The following is a 16,773-nucleotide window of genomic DNA, read 5'->3' as shown; positions in this document are numbered from 1 at the left end:
AGTAGAAATATATTTAATGAAATAAAATTTGGGGGTAAAATTATGCCAAGAGGTAAACATTCTGTAAAAACGGTTATTACAATAATGATAACCCTAACCTGCTTATTTGCTTTATCCATATTGGCTTTTGCTGAACCTATAACGGTTACAAATCCAATTGTAAAGCAACGAGCGGACCCTTGGGTTTATAAGCACAATGACGGTTATTATTATATGACTGCGTCAGTACCTGAATATGACAGAATAGAATTAAGAAGGGCTACAACACTTCAAGGGCTATCGACAGCCACGGCTAATACAGTATGGAAGAGGCATGCAAGCGGAATCATGGCAGGACATATCTGGGCACCTGAAATTCATTTTGTAAATGGTAAGTGGTACATTTATTTCTCTGCAGGAACATCCTCCAATAAATTTGATATTCGTTTATATGCTTTAGAATGCTCAGATGCAAATCCTGTTACCGGTTCGTGGGCTGAGAAGGGGCAAATAAAGACAAATTGGGAGTCATTTACACTAGATGCCACTTCCTTCGAGCATAATGGCACCAGATATCTTGTTTGGGCTCAAAGTGACCCTAAAATAGCAGCGAATAGTAATGTTTATATTGCTAAGATGAATGGACCTTATTCAATCACAGGTACTCAAATTATGATTGCAACTCCTCAGTATGCATGGGAAAAAATAGGTTATTCAGTTAATGAAGGGCCTTCGGTACTTAAGAAAAATGGAAAAATATTTATGACATATTCTGCTAGTGCCACAGATTCCAATTATTGTGTAGGCTTATTGACTGCTTCAGATTCAAGCGATTTATTAAATGCGGGTTCATGGAAAAAGTCACCCAATCCTGTATTTCAGACAAATGCAGGAACAAGCCAATATGGACCTGGACATAATTGTTTTACAACATCCCAGGATGAAACAGTGGATATCATGGTGTATCATGCACGTAATTATAAGAATATTACAGGAGACCCTTTATATGATCCGAACCGCCATATGCGTGCACAAAGAGTGAATTGGAACCCTGACGGTACACCGAATTTTGGGATACCTGTTGCTGATGGTGTAAACGTTATTTCTACTGCTGCACCTACTGCTATGTCAACCGTCACTCCAACATCAAATGCTACTCCTACACCAATGCTTCCTTCTGAAAATCCGGAGGATATAAACGGGGATTATGTTATAAACATGTCTGATATTATTCTAATGGCAGCCCATTTTAATGCTACATTATATTCCGGCAATTATGACAAAAAATATGACATAAATAATGATGGAGTTATTAACATGGGTGATATCATTATAGTTGCTAAGAAATTTAATAAAATAATAGAAAAAGGAACCCCTGTCCCAACTCCGACAACACTCACTCCAACACCAACTAAAGCAGTAATAAGCCTGGTTCCTGCTAAAACTGTTGTTAGAATTGAATCCTACAATCATGAAGGCTATTTTTTAAGACACTATGACTATATTGCCAGATTTGATTTGAATCCCAATTCAATATATGACAGCCAATTTGTTGAAAGACCGGGATTGGCTGATGTAAATAGTGTATCCTTTGAATCTGTAAACTTTCCAGGGTATTATTTGAGGCATTATAATTATGAATTAAAAATAGTAAAAGACGATAATACTAATATATTCAAACAGGATGCAACCTTTAAAAAAGTAAGCGGACTTGCGGATTCATCCTGTGTTTCATACGAGGCATACAATTTCCCTGGAATGTATATAAGAAACAGTAATTATTTGTGCAAAATCACTTCAATATCTACTGATTCAGATAGGGCAGATGCTACATTTAATCTTAAGACTCAGAGCAATACTTTCAATAATCCAAGAGATACACGTGAGCAAAGGCCAGACCCTTGGGTTTATAAGCACACTGATGGATACTATTATGGAATGCATACAGTGCAAAGAGATGGCTATATACCTGAAATAATTATGTATAAAAGTACTTCTTTGTCTAATTTATTTACAAACGGTACTAACAAAATTATATGGCATGCACCTGCAACAGGTTGGAATAACAAAGATATCTGGGCACCAGAATTATATTTTATAGATAATACCTGGTATATATACTACAGTGCAAATTTCAGGATAGGGGTGCTTTCAAATTCCAGCCCTGATCCAATGTCCGGAACATGGACGGACAGGGGAAGAATTAGTCCCGATGAATGGGCAATAGACGGAACCATTTTAAAACAGAACGGGAAGATGTATATGCTTTGGTCAGGCCAGTACAATGGACAGGTTATCAATATTACCCAGATGTCAAGCCCAACAACACTGACCGGTCCCACAGTAAGACTTAGTGAACCCACCTACGAATGGGAGACCCATGGTCTTAAAGTAAATGAAGGGCCTGAGATACTCCAGCGTAACGGCAAGACCTATTGCATTTACTCGGCAAGCTACTGTGCAACCCAATATTATAGCCTGGGGATGCTTACGTGTTCCAGCACTGACGATCCGATGGTACGAGCAAATTGGAAAAAGTCTGCCACTCCGTTATTTCAGGCTTCGGCAGAAGACGGACTATACGGTACAGGCCACTGCAGTTTCACAAAATCAAAGGATGGTACAGAGGATTGGCTTGTTTATCATGCTACAATCATTCCATCAAATGAATATCAGGCCAGGTATGTGTGCATACAGCAATTTACGTGGAATAGTGATGGAACACCAAACTTGGGGAAACCTTGCGGCAGGAAAATTCCTATCCCCAGACCTTCAGGAGAATAACTTTAATACCGTCGTACTACTAAATAATAAAAAATACGGATAAGTTAACTTTTAATGCAGTATATGAGCCCTATAAATTTTTTATAGGTGCTCTTTTACGCATTGCTTCTGCAGCCTCAAGCAGTTTTAATGTAGTCTGACTGTCACATTTCTTACTATATTCTTCAATTGCTTCTGCACTTTCTGGTGGTAACATTTTTAGAATCCAACCTAAACTGTGACGTAATAAATAAGCTATAGGGCAATTTGCTATATTAAGAGAGTAATCCAAAGATTCAATTAAAATATCTATTGTCTTAGGATAACCTATTCTGATAAGTGCATTGTAGATGCTTGATATACCAATTGCTTCCAAGCCTTTATTCTTTTCTATATAACCAAGCAAATAGTTTATTGCATTAACATCATTTCTGCTTATATATTTCGCCGTATTATAAACATCTTCATTTTCAACAAAAAAGGAAGCCCATCTGTGATCAAAGTATATAGTACTGGTATCAATTATATCTGAACGTAATGCATCAGGTTTTATGATATCTGGAGCAATCTCGTTATCAGCCAGGACTATTAATTTTTGATTAAAAGGCAAATTTCTTAGGACATCCAGTATTGTTCTTCGATCTATCGAAGTTCTTTCCAATTTAAGATATTTGGAATATTCGTCAAATACTTTAGCAGGCGGCAAATATGATATTGCTGCCTTAAATGAATATGATAAAAAAATATTATCAAACTTATCTTTTAAAACTACAAGAAGTGCATAAGATTCAACTGTTTTCATGCTTAGTAGTAAATCCACAACCATATATGCCAAAGTTGTATATCCGCAAAAAAATATTTTGCTCAATTTAACTTTGCGAAGCTTTATTGTATTGACTATACATTTATAAAGAAACTCATAAATTTCATGGTCCTTCTTTTCTCCCATACAGTACATAACATTATAAATATGCTCGATTGTTTCTTTAAAGGGAGATTGGGACTCGCTGGTTATTGTCTTTATTTCTTCATAGTTTTCAATAATTATGGTCAGACATTTTTCAGCCTCTTCTAAAAGGTACTTGGTTATAACTTTTGAAGGATTTCTTTTTATTGGATTCTTTGCCAGTTCCCTGTCTTTTCCTTTAAAAGCTTCAATAAGCCTTTTAGCGGCTAGCTCAGAATCTATATGAGATAGAATTTCAAATGCAGTTTCCCTAATTTCCTTTTTTCTATCTTTAGTTAGGCCTATAAGCATATCCTCCATTTCGGGGAAATTTTTAAGAATATTAATTGCTCTTATGCGTACAGAAGTATTTCCTTTAGCATTTGCCAGAAGGAAAAAATCCTTTTCTTCTTTTCCGCATATTTCCCATATTAAATCCAGAATTTTTGGATTCCCCTTTTTTCCATCAAAGCGGAAACAATCTTTTAGTACCTGAACAATACTGTTTCCATAATCCCTTAAAATTTCATATGCCATATTATAAACATCATAATTTTGTTGATCAAGTGCCAGTATCAAAGGATAAACAAGTTTATAATCCTTAAAAATACCATCTGCTTTAGCCTGACGTATGATATCCGCTCTATCCGGAACCTGTTCTAAAAGAGCCGTTGTCACGTACTGAAGGCTTCTGTATGAAACTTTTGTAGAGACTTCAAGATCATAACCTTTCAAACCGGATATTTGTCCAATTTGACTTGTTTCTCCCTGGGTATATAAAACTGCATTTATTAATCCGCTTAGTTCAAGCAATTTTACAGAAGAGTTATTATCAGACTCAATTAAGCTCTCTAAAATTTCTGAAATTCTTATAAAAACAGGAATATCCTTACCTGCATTTTGAAACTTTGGGATCAGTTTTTTAAGTTTTATATTATCAACTGCAATATCAGAGCCAGCAATAAATAGGTTTCTTATTTCTTGCTGCAAATCATAAAGTAAATCAATACTCATTTTTATCACTCCAGCAATTCAGAATATCATTATTTCATTTAATGTGAATAATAACTTTTGCATTTGTCTATCTAAAACCCATAAAATCACTTAAAAGGATAGTCGTACAATCTCATTTTCAATAATCACGCTTAAAGGTATTGTAAATAGTTTTTTTGTATCAAAATCATGCTTGAATTTTAATAATATCACTGCATTTTGAAGTTTATCTGGATTTAAAAATTTCAATACCCTTACCCCAGTCGGCAATGCTTTATTTTCCGATGTTTCAAGTACCAGCCTTTGACCTGACTTGTCCTCTATAATAAATGTGTCATCAATAACACCCAATTTTTCGTACTTTACTAGCACAACGGGACATTTATCAGCTAATGGATTTTTTATTTGATTCTTTATTAACTTAATAACATTATCAAAGGAATCCTTTGCAAAAGATTTGACTTTTTCCAGATCACCAGAATTTACATCACGTATTTCACTTTTTTCCCAACGCACCCTTGGATTCAGATCTGTTCCAGGATAAACAAATAGCTCTTCTAATTTCAAAATTTTAAATATTGAATCATCTTCTCTTATGTGTCTTGCTGCTTTTAAGGGACGAAAGTTATATGTATTATAAATTTGGCCTGAAGATAGATTAAGCCAAATACCGTTATCGATAAATTCTTTTTTACCTTTATTACAAATTGAATCAAAGGAAAGCTGAATTATTTGGGCATTTTTTATAACGCACCCTAATGTCCTCAATTCATTAAGTTGCCATGAATGCCCAAGCCAGTCTTCTATCGAAGTAGAAGTATTCATTGAAAAGTCGCAGGTTTCCAGTTTTGTTGAAAGGTATTCTTTACCCTTTTTGTATAAAGCATACATGTGGCTTATTGAAGTAATTGCTTCGGTATAAACTTTTTCATGGTTCTTACAATCTCTGAATAAGTATGTAAACTTCATCAGTTCATATTGAGGTCCTGATAAATAATAGTTTCCCAATTGTTTTATTTGTTTATCCAATAAATCCAGATTGTGATTATTCAGTGCCTTAAAGCCATCTCTTGTAATGCTGCATCTCAACTTCTTAAATAATTCAAGTCCATCCAACTGGGCCTGAACTTTCTTTTTTAATACCAGCAGATCCAATTCATTTGCTTCACCAGTTTTGACAGCTTTATTTCTTTTCTTAGAAATTTTTTTATCAATCTTCTTGCGTTCTTCCAATATTTCTAATGGTATCACATCAATATTAAACTGTTGATTTTCAATATATGAATACATTAATCCCAGTACATGTTTGCATGGGTACTGCCTGCTAGGGCACGAGCATTTGAATACAGGATTTTCAGGATTTAGAAAATCTGCTGATGCTTTAAAATTATCGTAGCCATATTCCATACATTCGCCAAAAATAACTTTATCATCCTCAGAAATGTTAAGCCTGATAAAGCTCTTTTTTTTGACTAAAGCCCATCCATTGGATATAGCTTTTTGGTTCATTGCTAATTGATTAATAAACTCCACAGATATTTTCGGCATATATAGTCCCTTTCATAGATATCAATGCAATTTATAGTATATATATTAAAAGTGTTAATAATCTTACATTTGGCGGAGCAAATAACGACCGGTTCTAATAAAACTTCTTAGATTGCTTGAACTTTTTCAAAATACATCAATAAATTAATTTCAGTGCGTTCAACGTGAAGCTTTTTACTTATTTCATTGCATTTAATTAACACATCATTATTATGTATTATTTCAAGGCCTTCCAAAAGCAATTTACTGCTGACACGCTTAAATGTGAGTTCATTGCTTACTCCCAAAGCTTTTATTGCATGTGAATTCCCTTTTTGTTCATCAATCCTGTAACAGATCAACTGGGGAATACCTGCCTTTAAAGCTTCATAACATGTGCCTATTCCGCCATGATGTACAATAGCACAGCATTTATCAAGCAAGTGTTCAAGCGGTAAGTATTCTGCATGAATAATATTTTCAGGCAATTTTTCAGGTAATGCATCTTTAAACTTTGTAAGGAATATACCTGGTTTTGACATCTTTTCCAGAGTAATGACCGCTTCGCTAAAGAAATTTTTATTATCTTGAAAAGCTGTTCCAGGGGTAAATAAAATTGGCTTCTCATGTGTTTTAAAAAAATCCATTATATTATCGGGTAGGTTGTTTTCTCCTTTAAGCGATTCAGGAAAACCAACAAAGTTGGTATTTAAATCATTTGACAATTTAAAATTTAAAAGCCAATTTGGGAAAAGGTACCAATTAATTCCCTCAAACATCCATTCAGCACTATTTTTTTTGAGTGGCTTTAGCCCAAGTTCTTCCCTGATATTATTTATTGTTTTTTTTATAAGTTGATTATCAAAAAAATTGTATATTACTTTTACCATCCTATTTTCAATAAGTGCCGAAAAACTGTCTACTGCCTTGAAGGGTCTAAGACAATAAGGAGAAAGGTTTATATTTATATTCTTAATATTTAGTTTTTCTGCTGCAATTTTTGCCCCATACACACAAAAATGGTTTAATATTATAGTGTCAGGGGTTTTTAGTCTCGTTACAATATCATATATATCTTTTGAAGGCTTTAAATATAGATAATTAAAAAGTCGTTTTACAGCTTTTACTCCTTCAGCTTTATCTTTAAACTTGTTTCCTGTTGTTACAGGTGGAGTAATTGCAATATAGTAATCATCAATTGTACCTATGGGATGGAATTCAAACCCTTCGGTTGTAATCTGTTTTTCATAATATGGATTTGTCAGAAATACTAAATGTTGACCAACTTTTGACAATACCCTGCCCATCCATATGAACGGCTTGATATCGCCCACACTACCTAATGTTACAATAATTATTTTCATGAAATATCACATCCGCTTAAGAGCATATTTTTACTTACGACTTTTACCTGTTTCATTTAACTTTATCATGACCGTTATCCTTTTTAATATTAATCTGACCATAGCCTGATTTAATTTGACCACTTTCCATTTTTCCAACAGGACTAATTATTTCTGATTTTTTGCCATTTTCCATATCTAAAAATTCTGTTCTGCTCATAATCTTGACATTTATACTTCTAGTACCATAAATAATGTTAATGTTTTCTGTTTTGCGAATGTACTTATTTGCAATATATCTAATAATTTCTTTAAAAACATCATCGTGATCATTCATTTCTTCATTTGCAAAAGGATATTTTTCAACAACAAAATTTCCTTTATTATTTTTGGTACAAACCAAGATTTTGTCACATTCTTTTAATCTACTAAAATTACTAATGAACAATTTAATAGCATCATTTGCCTCTTTTTCTTTAAATTCAGGTATATCCAATATATCTCTATATTTCGCATCAATAAATTCAATAATAGCACATGAATATGTTTTAAATAAATTCTTTTTAAATGTATACTTTATATACTCTACAATCATCAAATCCTCCAAAGTACCTAATAAACTACAACCTTACCCTTAAAATACTCTGCCTTTGGATAGTAGAAAACATGATATGCCCAAGACGCGTGGTGTTTAGCCATACCTCAGATTGTTGTTTAATATATCCAACTATGTAATTTTCCACATATAGATTTTATCATTTAAGAATATATGATTCAAATATAATTAATAGGACTTCATAAGAATTTAACGTAGGTTTTAATATTAAAATTTCGGCAGTAAAGCGTATTTGTTTCGATAGAATTGAATTGCTGCCATTCCAATTAGTATAGCCATACCTGCAAGGGAAACAACCTGAATAGGTATATATTCTGTCCTAGACCCTTCAAGTGTTTTCAGAGACTGATAAATTCCAAGGTAAGCCCAAGCCACAGGCAAAGGGAATATAGCATTCTTGTTTCTCAATAGTACTAAAAATATTATAAATACAGCTATAATAAGTACGATGATTGCCCAAATAACATTATGAATTCCAAAACCATTCCATTGTAATTTGACTAACCACACAGCAGTATTAACTATAGTAGCAATAAAGAGCCAGCCTGTGTACAGTCCAAAAGTCAATGGAAGCAAAAAGCGTTTTCCATCATGTAGCATGGTAAGCTTCTGGAGAATAAGGGATAGTGAGATCACTAATCCGAAAATAAATATCAACGAAATTCCAATGAGGAGGAATGAAAAACTTATAATCCAAGCTATGTTCATTATGCAGGAAATCCAGAAAAGTATGGTGATTTTGTCTATGGATTTTTGGTAATAAGCATCTTCTTTCTTCACTATCATCACGATAATTGATAATATCAATAACAAATATATAACACTCCAGATGCTGAAAGTTCCAGGCGACGGAGTAATCAGAGTAAAGTATCTTTCTGAAACCTCTTTTTGCGAGGTACCATTAATAAAGCCAAGTGCACCTAGTGAGTTGATAACCAAAGTTATAACTAAAAGTACTGCATTGATCCATACCTTTTTTGTTCTGTCCATATTAAACCTCCAGCTATTTATGACATGTATATATATTCTTTACTTATGTGATTCAATTTATTTATATTTATACCACTATATCCGTTTCATAAAAACAATTTCTCAGGGTTAACCATATAAATATATATGATAATTATATTGCTATAAAACATTGTGTAAGGAATTTCCCTGTTTTATGATGATATCAAGTGATATGTTAGAAAACTCTTTAACAGAAGAAAGCTGGCAGATGCACTTATGCTGGTCAAAAAAGTTTCTACAATTTGGATATAACAGGGAAAATTCATAATGGATGGAACACTTTTACTATTTATGAGCATTTGTCAAGACATTAAAAATATGTTATCATGTATACAATATACAATAATAATCGCTGTAAAGCTTGCTAATAAAGGGATGCATCAAAACAAATATAAATATAATAAAAAATATGTTGAGGAGAATGTATATGAATTCAAAATATAAAGAAGGAAAATGGTGCAAAGGAATTGATGTTAGAGATTTTATTCAGAAAAATTATACACCCTATGATGGTGATGAAAGTTTTTTAGCTCAACCGACTGAGTCAACGATAAAACTTTGGTCAAAAGTAAAAGAATTGATGAAGATTGAAAGGGAAAGAGGAGGAATAATAGATATTGATACAAAAACTATATCTACCATAATTTCTCATGAACCTGGTTATATTGATAAAGAAATTGAAAAAATAGTTGGTTTGCAGGCAGATGAACCTCTTAAAAGGACAATTATGCCATTTGGAGGAATAAGGATGGTTCGTTCATCTCTTAAAGCCTATGACAGGCCAATGGACCCCAATGTTGAAAATGTATTCAAATATAGGAAAACACATAATGATGGAGTATTTGATGCATATACTGATGAAATGAAAAAGGCTCGTCATACAGGTATTATCACAGGGCTGCCTGATTCATATGGAAGGGGTAGGATTATCGGTGACTATAGAAGGGTTGCCCTTTATGGAGTCGATTATTTAATACAAAAGAAGAAGGAAGCAAAATCAAATTATGTTTTTGATATAATGAACTCGCCTATTATAAGACAAAGGGAAGAAATAAGCGAACAGATAAGAGCGTTGGAAGAACTTAAATTTATGGCAGCAAGCTATGGATATGATATTGGCAGACCTGCACAAAATACACTGGAAGCAATACAATGGCTTTATTTTGGATATTTGGCAGCTGTAAAAGAGCAAAATGGTGCTGCAATGAGCTTGGGAAGAGTGTCTACTTTCCTTGATATATATTCTGAAAAGGACTTGGAAGAGGGCAGGTTTACAGAAGAACAAATACAGGAAATAGTCGATCATTTTGTAATGAAACTTAGAATGGTCAGATTTTTGCGTACCCCAGCCTATGATGAACTTTTCTCGGGAGATCCTACTTGGATTACTGAAGCGTTTGCAGGTATGGGGTTGGATGGCAGGCATATGGTAACAAAAATGTCCTATAGATTTTTACACACTCTGGTGAACTTAGGTCCGGCACCTGAACCTAATATGACGGTGCTATGGTCAAGTAAGCTTCCTCAGAACTTTAAAAAATATTGTGCCAAGCTGTCAATTGAAACTTCGTCAATTCAATATGAGAATGATGATTTGATGAAGGAAAAGTTTGGTGATGACTATGGGATTGCATGCTGTGTTTCTGCCATGAAACTGGGTAAACAAATGCAGTTTTTCGGTGCAAGGGCAAATCTTGCAAAATCTTTACTATATGCAATAAATGGCGGTAAGGATGAAATAACTGGAGAACAGGTAGGTCCGCTTATAGCTCCTATAACATCCGAATACCTTGACTATGAAGAGGTAATGCAGAGATTTGATATGACAATGGACTGGCTCTCCAAACTTTATATCAATACACTCAATATTATACACTATATGCATGATAAATATTGTTATGAAAGAATTCAAATGGCGTTGCATGATGAAGAAATATTAAGAACTTCGGCATGTGGACTTGCCGGGCTATCTGTTGTTGTTGACTCTCTCTCGGCTATAAAACATGCAAAAGTCAGAGCTATAAGAAATGAACAGGGATTGATAACTGATTATGATATAGAGGGTGATTATCCTAAGTTTGGTAACAACGATCCTGTAGTAGATGATATTGCGGTTGATCTTGTAAAGACATTTATGAATAAACTCAGCAAGCATAAAACCTATAGAGATAGTAAACCCACAATGTCAATTCTTACAATAACGTCAAATGTTGTTTACGGTAAAAAAACCGGAAGCACTCCTGACGGCAGAAAACTCGGTGAACCATTTGCACCAGGTGCGAACCCTATGCATAACAGGGATACGAAAGGGTGCATAGCTTCCATGGCATCTGTATCGAAAATTCCATTCAACTATAGTGAAGATGGAATATCCTATACATTTTCCATAGTACCTAGTGCATTGGGAAAGACTGATGATGATAAACTTGATAATCTTGTATCATTGATGGATGGATATTTTGATGAAAGCGGGCATCATATTAATGTAAATGTGCTAAATAAGGAAGTTCTGATTGATGCAATGGAACATCCTGAAGAGTATCCGCAGCTCACAATTAGGGTTTCAGGATATGCGGTCAATTTTATAAAGCTCACTAGAGAGCAGCAAATAGATGTTATAAACAGAACATTTCATGAAAGGTTTTAATGAAAATGACAGGAAATATTCACTCGGTTGAAACATGTGGTACTTTAGATGGACCGGGGCTTAGATATGTAATTTTTCTACAAGGGTGCCAGTTAAGATGCAAATACTGTCATAATCCTGACACCTGGGATTTTAACGGTGGCAAACAATTTACTCCGGAAGAAGTTATAGAGGATATTTTAAAATATAAATCATTTATAAAAAGTGGAGGAGTTACCTTTTCTGGAGGTGAGCCTCTTCTGCAGGCTGAATTTGTTAAAGAGGTTTTGAAGCAATGTAGGAAATATGGGATTCATACAGCCATTGATACTTCGGGTAGTGTGCCATTATCATTGTGTGCAGGGGCGTTGGATGAGGTTGATCTTGTACTGTTGGATATAAAACATATAGATACTGATATGTGTAAAACTCTTACAGGTATGGGTAATGAGAATACGATAAAAATGCTGGACTATCTGGAGAAAAAGAAAAAGGATGTATGGATAAGGCATGTTATTGTTCCCGGTTTTTCTGAGGAGTATGTAGTATTGGAAAAGATGGCTGATTTTCTGTCTAGGTACACTGTTATACGTAAAATTGAATTGCTTCCATTTCACAAAATGGGAGAGTATAAGTGGAAGAGCCTTGGCTTTGATTATGAACTGCTTAATACAAAGGAACCCACCAAGGAGTCCATTAATAGGATAAAGAATATTTTTAAAAAATATAACTTTAATGTAGTTTAGGCATTAACATCTTAACTCGCCAATACCTGCTTAAAAATTGGAAGTAATATTTTAGTCATTCATTAGATGAATTTGCTGGAGGAGAGTCATAATGTCAAACTTTTTAAGTCCTGATCAAATAACAAAATATACTGAGGAAGTTGGAATAAAAAAAACCAGCACAGGTATTTTTAACAGTTTTATGCTTGCATTTATGGGGGGGATGTTTATTGCTTTAGCATCTGTGGGAAGCATAATTGCAACATGTACCATACAGAATTTCAGCCTGGCAGCTTTAATATCAGGTATAGTATTTTCAACCGGACTAATGATGGTGGTTATTGCAGGCGGGGCATTATTTACAGGTAATGTACTTATTATTATTTCGGTTCTGCAAAAAAAGGTTTCTACGATTAGTATGTTTATTAATTTAGGGATATCTTTTATTGGTAATCTCGTAGGGGCACTTTTTACAGTTGTAATCATCCACTTTTCAGGAGCATTGGAGGGTGCCAATGGTTCCATATTGGCGAAGCTAATTACCAAAACTGCTCACAAAGTAGAGTACCCATTTTCCAAAGCTTTTTTACTAGGTATTTTGTGTAACATACTTGTTTGCCTGGCGGTGTGGATGATGTCTTCTGCTAAAGATACAAGTGGAAAAGTCTTGGCATGTTTTTTTCCAATTACTTTGTTCATTCTAAGTGGATATGAACATATTGTTGCAAATATGTACTATATTCCGGCAGGTATTTTGGCATGCATGAATGCAGACTATGTCAAAATGTCCGGGGTATCTGGTGATATTGTATCCCATATAACAATTAACGGGCTTGTGGATAATTTTATACCTGTCCTTCTTGGAAATTTTGTAGGGGGAATAATTATTGGTGTAGCCTATAGTACTATCTATACCGTAAATAACATAAAATTACCGGGTATTAGGAAGTAATCAATTATTATAAAGTTTGAGGCCAAGGATGAATATAATCTTTGGCTTTTTTTATTGTCTAAGAAATTATAGTGTATTCTACACACAAATTTGGTAAAATTGTAAGAGTTAACATAAAATTATTGTTTTATGAGGGAGGTGGATAAAAAAATACAAATTTCAAGTACTGATATTTAGTAAATATAACAGTCTTAGACAAAGGGAGGATAATCGAATGAGAAAAGTTTTATTAGTATTGCTTGTAATAATATGTTTTACCGCTAATGCAAATCTAACTTTTGCGGCTGATTCAACTGCTGATAAGGTTCCCGATAACCTATTGGAACCTATTGTTAAAACACCAGGCCCAATTGAATCATTAAAATCGTTGATTAATCAGCTTGAAAATTTATCTGATTCAGAATTTATAAGTAAGCATGGAGCGAATCATAGAAAGATACTTTTAAAAGAGATTGGTCAAATAATTAAGGAAAGCGAAAATGGAAATTATCTCTCTGCAATTAATAAGCTCAAATACAATATAATAAAAAAAGTCAATTCTTGTATTTATAAAACTCATAAGCTCCCCATATTACAATCCATTGATAATGCAATAAGTTCATTGAAAAATGCCTCTAAAACTACAGTAAGAACAACTTTCGGAAAAGTAGCAGGTGTTGAGGCTGTAAATAACAGCTGGGTATGGATGGGCATACCTTATGCAAAGCCTCCTGTAGGAGAGCTAAGATGGAAAGCACCTCAAGATCCCGAACCCTGGAAAAAAGTCCGCTACTCTACATATAACTTTACCAGTTGTACTCAGCCTGCGTTGGATAACCAATGGAATCCACTGAATGAAATTATAGGCTCGGAAGACTGTCTGTACTTGAATGTGTTCCGCCCAAAGACAGATAAAAAGAATCTTCCGGTCTGTGTATGGATTCATGGAGGGGGTCACGTATTTAGTGGAGCAGATCATTATGATGCTACAAACCTTGCAAACATATCCAACATAATCGTTGTTGTCATCCAATTCAGGATAGGACCTTTGGGATGGTTTTACAATCCTGCACTCAATACTGAAGGAACAGATGAAGACAATTCAGGCAATTATGGTACTCTTGACCAGATTAAAGCCCTCAAATGGGTAAAACAAAATATTAAGGGTTTTGGCGGTAATCCAGATAATATAACAGTTGCCGGAGAATCTACAGGCGGTTATCATTGTTTAAACCTTATGATCTCGCCTCTTGCCAAAGGACTATTTAATAAAGTAATAGCCTCTGGAGCAAGTGGTGTAAATTATCCGCTTTCAACAGGTATTGAACGATCAAATGCAGCTATAGACAAACTTCTTGTAGCAGACGGAACCTGCACTGATTTAACTGCGGCAGCAAATTATAGAGCCTTAATGTCCAATGAACAAATAGCTGCCTACTTGAGAAGCAAAACAGATAAGGAGATAGAGCGTTCGGTTATGGATCAATATGGCTCTATTACCACCGTTGCTCCATTTGCAGATGAAGTTGTGTTGCCAGGCAGCCAAGCCTTAGTGTTTGAATCGGGAAATTATAACAAAGTACCGGTCATCCTTGGCAGCGATAAGGATGAGATGAGACCATTCCTTCCATCCTGGCTTGGTTTCGTTAAAACATCCAGTGGATACACTTGGCATAATGCTTATAATGCTATTGGAGTTGCTGAGCCTAAAATAAGCCTTGATGAATTAATGCCGGAAACGGCAGATAGAGAACTTTATGATGCGTGTGGAACATATCCTTCTATGTATTGGAAAGCATCAACAGTAGATTCCATAGCCAGAATGTTAAAAAGCCATCAGGATAATGTTTATTGCTATGTTTTTAATTGGGGAGGCATTGGTTCTGGAGCTGAACCTTTTGATTTCCTGATAGGAAGCGGGCATTCCTTTGAATTGTCCTTTTTCTTTGGGTGGAATTACGATACATGGGGTAACATTTCATTTTCAGAAGAAAACGAAGCAGGAAGAAAGGAACTTCAAAGTGCTATAATGTCTTACATGGGTGCTTTTGTCAAATCCGGGGATCCCAATACTAATGCCGGCAATCTTCCGGAATGGGCAAAATGGTCCAATGATGTAGGGCCAAAAAGTATAGTATTTGAAGCAGACTTTAAGAAAGCTAAAATCAGTATGATGAATGAAGAAATTACGAAAGAAAATGTACTTAAACAGATTGACGCATTACCCGAGACTGTAAGAAACCTGGTCAAAATATTATTATGGTGACAAGATTAGACAAGTTTCATACTCCTACTCAATACAAAAGAATGATGGCTTCTCACCGTAAATTCACTGATTCACGTTAAACAAATAATTCGGCGAATAAATAGAAGAGATAAAAGTTAAAATAACAAGAGTTGGCATTAATTTATTAATAATAACAAATAATAAGATTACAGAATATATCTATGTTTTTAGAGGACTAAAAAGGGTAACTAAAAACTGGAATAGTATTAAAATAAACTTTACTCACATTATGCAAGGAGGAAAAACTATGTCGGATTTATTTGATCTACGAGGCAAAGTAGCTGTTATAACAGGTGCATCTTCCGGGTTAGGTGTTCAATTTGCAAAAGCTCTTGCTAAGCATGGAGCAAATATAGCAATAGTTGCAAGGCGAGTTGAAAAGTTAGAAGCTGTAAAAGCAGATATTGAAAAACTAGGCGTAAAGTGTTTATCACTAAGGTGCGATGTATCAAAAACTGAAGATATAAAAAGTGCGGTAAGTAAAATTAAGGAGTATTTTGGGACCATTGATATCTTGGTAAATAATGCAGGTATAGGGTTGTTCGGACCGGCAGAAGAGCAATCCGATGAACTATGGGAAACAATGATGAGCGTTAATTTGAATGGGGCATACTATTTTTCACGTGAAGTTGGAAAAATTATGATTGAAAAAAAATATGGAAGAATAATAAATATTGGTTCGATACACAGTACCGTTGCAATGACCGGCCTACCTTTAACTGCATATTGTACAACTAAAGGCGGGCTGGAAATGTTGACAAAATCACTGGCTAATGAATGGGCAAAATATAATATCACAGTCAACTCAATCGGACCTGGATATTTTCCAAGTGAAATGACTGAAGATGTACTTGCAAATGAAGATTTTATGAAAGTTATAAAGTCTAATTGTCCAATGGAAAGACCCGGAAGAGATGGCGAATTAGATGGAGCTATAGTATACTTTGCTTCAGATGCTTCAAGTTATACTACAGGGCAGTTGTTAACAATTGATGGCGGCTGGACAACTATATAAAAAGTTCATGA

At 34.5% G+C, this 16,773-nt stretch carries 11 protein-coding genes; 6 read left to right on the top strand and 5 right to left on the bottom strand.

Annotated elements, in window-relative coordinates; genetic code table 11:
• Window positions 1-42: 42 nt before the first annotated feature.
• Window positions 43-2,763 (top strand): family 43 glycosylhydrolase, encoded by a 2,721-nt coding sequence (locus tag Bccel_RS29175; protein ID WP_081927106.1) that lies wholly within the window; start codon window positions 43-45, stop codon window positions 2,761-2,763.
• Between the two features lie 70 nt (window positions 2,764-2,833).
• Here the strand turns inward: Bccel_RS29175 and Bccel_RS21665 are convergent, their stop codons facing one another.
• The 5 genes from Bccel_RS21665 to Bccel_RS21645 all read right to left on the bottom strand — a co-directional run bounded on the left by Bccel_RS21665 (window position 2,834) and on the right by Bccel_RS21645 (window position 9,157).
• Window positions 2,834-4,702, bottom strand: a complete 1,869-nt coding sequence (locus tag Bccel_RS21665; RefSeq protein ID WP_036944417.1) for a HEAT repeat domain-containing protein — start codon at window positions 4,700-4,702, stop codon at window positions 2,834-2,836.
• Between the two features lie 90 nt (window positions 4,703-4,792).
• Window positions 4,793-6,229 (bottom strand): SWIM zinc finger family protein, encoded by a 1,437-nt coding sequence (locus tag Bccel_RS21660; RefSeq protein ID WP_036944420.1) that lies wholly within the window; start codon window positions 6,227-6,229, stop codon window positions 4,793-4,795.
• Between the two features lie 107 nt (window positions 6,230-6,336).
• Complete coding sequence (locus Bccel_RS21655; RefSeq protein ID WP_036944421.1) at window positions 6,337-7,572, bottom strand: glycosyltransferase; 1,236 nt, start codon at window positions 7,570-7,572, stop codon at window positions 6,337-6,339.
• 52 nt (window positions 7,573-7,624) lie between these two features.
• Window positions 7,625-8,146: a hypothetical protein gene (locus tag Bccel_RS21650; RefSeq protein WP_036944423.1), complete on the bottom strand. Its 522-nt coding sequence runs from the start codon at window positions 8,144-8,146 to the stop codon at window positions 7,625-7,627.
• 228 nt (window positions 8,147-8,374) lie between these two features.
• Window positions 8,375-9,157, bottom strand: a complete 783-nt coding sequence (locus Bccel_RS21645; protein WP_036944425.1) for a tryptophan-rich sensory protein — start codon at window positions 9,155-9,157, stop codon at window positions 8,375-8,377.
• A gap of 448 nt (window positions 9,158-9,605) precedes the next feature.
• Between Bccel_RS21645 and pflB the strand changes: the two genes are divergently transcribed.
• From pflB to Bccel_RS21620, 5 genes are all read left to right on the top strand, one after another.
• Window positions 9,606-11,825 carry a formate C-acetyltransferase gene (gene pflB, locus Bccel_RS21640; RefSeq protein ID WP_081927108.1) on the top strand — a complete coding sequence of 740 codons (2,220 nt, stop codon included), beginning with the start codon at window positions 9,606-9,608 and terminating at the stop codon, window positions 11,823-11,825.
• A gap of 5 nt (window positions 11,826-11,830) precedes the next feature.
• The gene (gene pflA, locus Bccel_RS21635; protein ID WP_322787009.1) at window positions 11,831-12,550 is read left to right on the top strand and encodes a pyruvate formate-lyase-activating protein; all 720 of its coding nucleotides are present in this window, start codon (window positions 11,831-11,833) and stop codon (window positions 12,548-12,550) included.
• A 91-nt stretch (window positions 12,551-12,641) separates the two neighbouring features.
• Window positions 12,642-13,481 (top strand): formate/nitrite transporter family protein, encoded by an 840-nt coding sequence (locus Bccel_RS21630; protein WP_036944430.1) that lies wholly within the window; start codon window positions 12,642-12,644, stop codon window positions 13,479-13,481.
• A gap of 214 nt (window positions 13,482-13,695) precedes the next feature.
• The gene (locus Bccel_RS21625; RefSeq protein WP_036944433.1) at window positions 13,696-15,726 is read left to right on the top strand and encodes a carboxylesterase/lipase family protein; all 2,031 of its coding nucleotides are present in this window, start codon (window positions 13,696-13,698) and stop codon (window positions 15,724-15,726) included.
• Between the two features lie 268 nt (window positions 15,727-15,994).
• Entirely contained in the window at window positions 15,995-16,762 is a 768-nt protein-coding gene (locus Bccel_RS21620; RefSeq protein ID WP_036944434.1) for an SDR family oxidoreductase, read from the top strand.
• Window positions 16,763-16,773 lie beyond the last annotated feature (11 nt).

Source organism: Pseudobacteroides cellulosolvens ATCC 35603 = DSM 2933, assembly GCF_001262605.1.
Classification (GTDB): Bacteria; Bacillota; Clostridia; order Acetivibrionales; family DSM-2933; genus Pseudobacteroides; species Pseudobacteroides cellulosolvens.
Note: the sequence above shows the minus strand (reverse complement) of the source record. Positions and strands in the feature narration are given on the sequence as shown.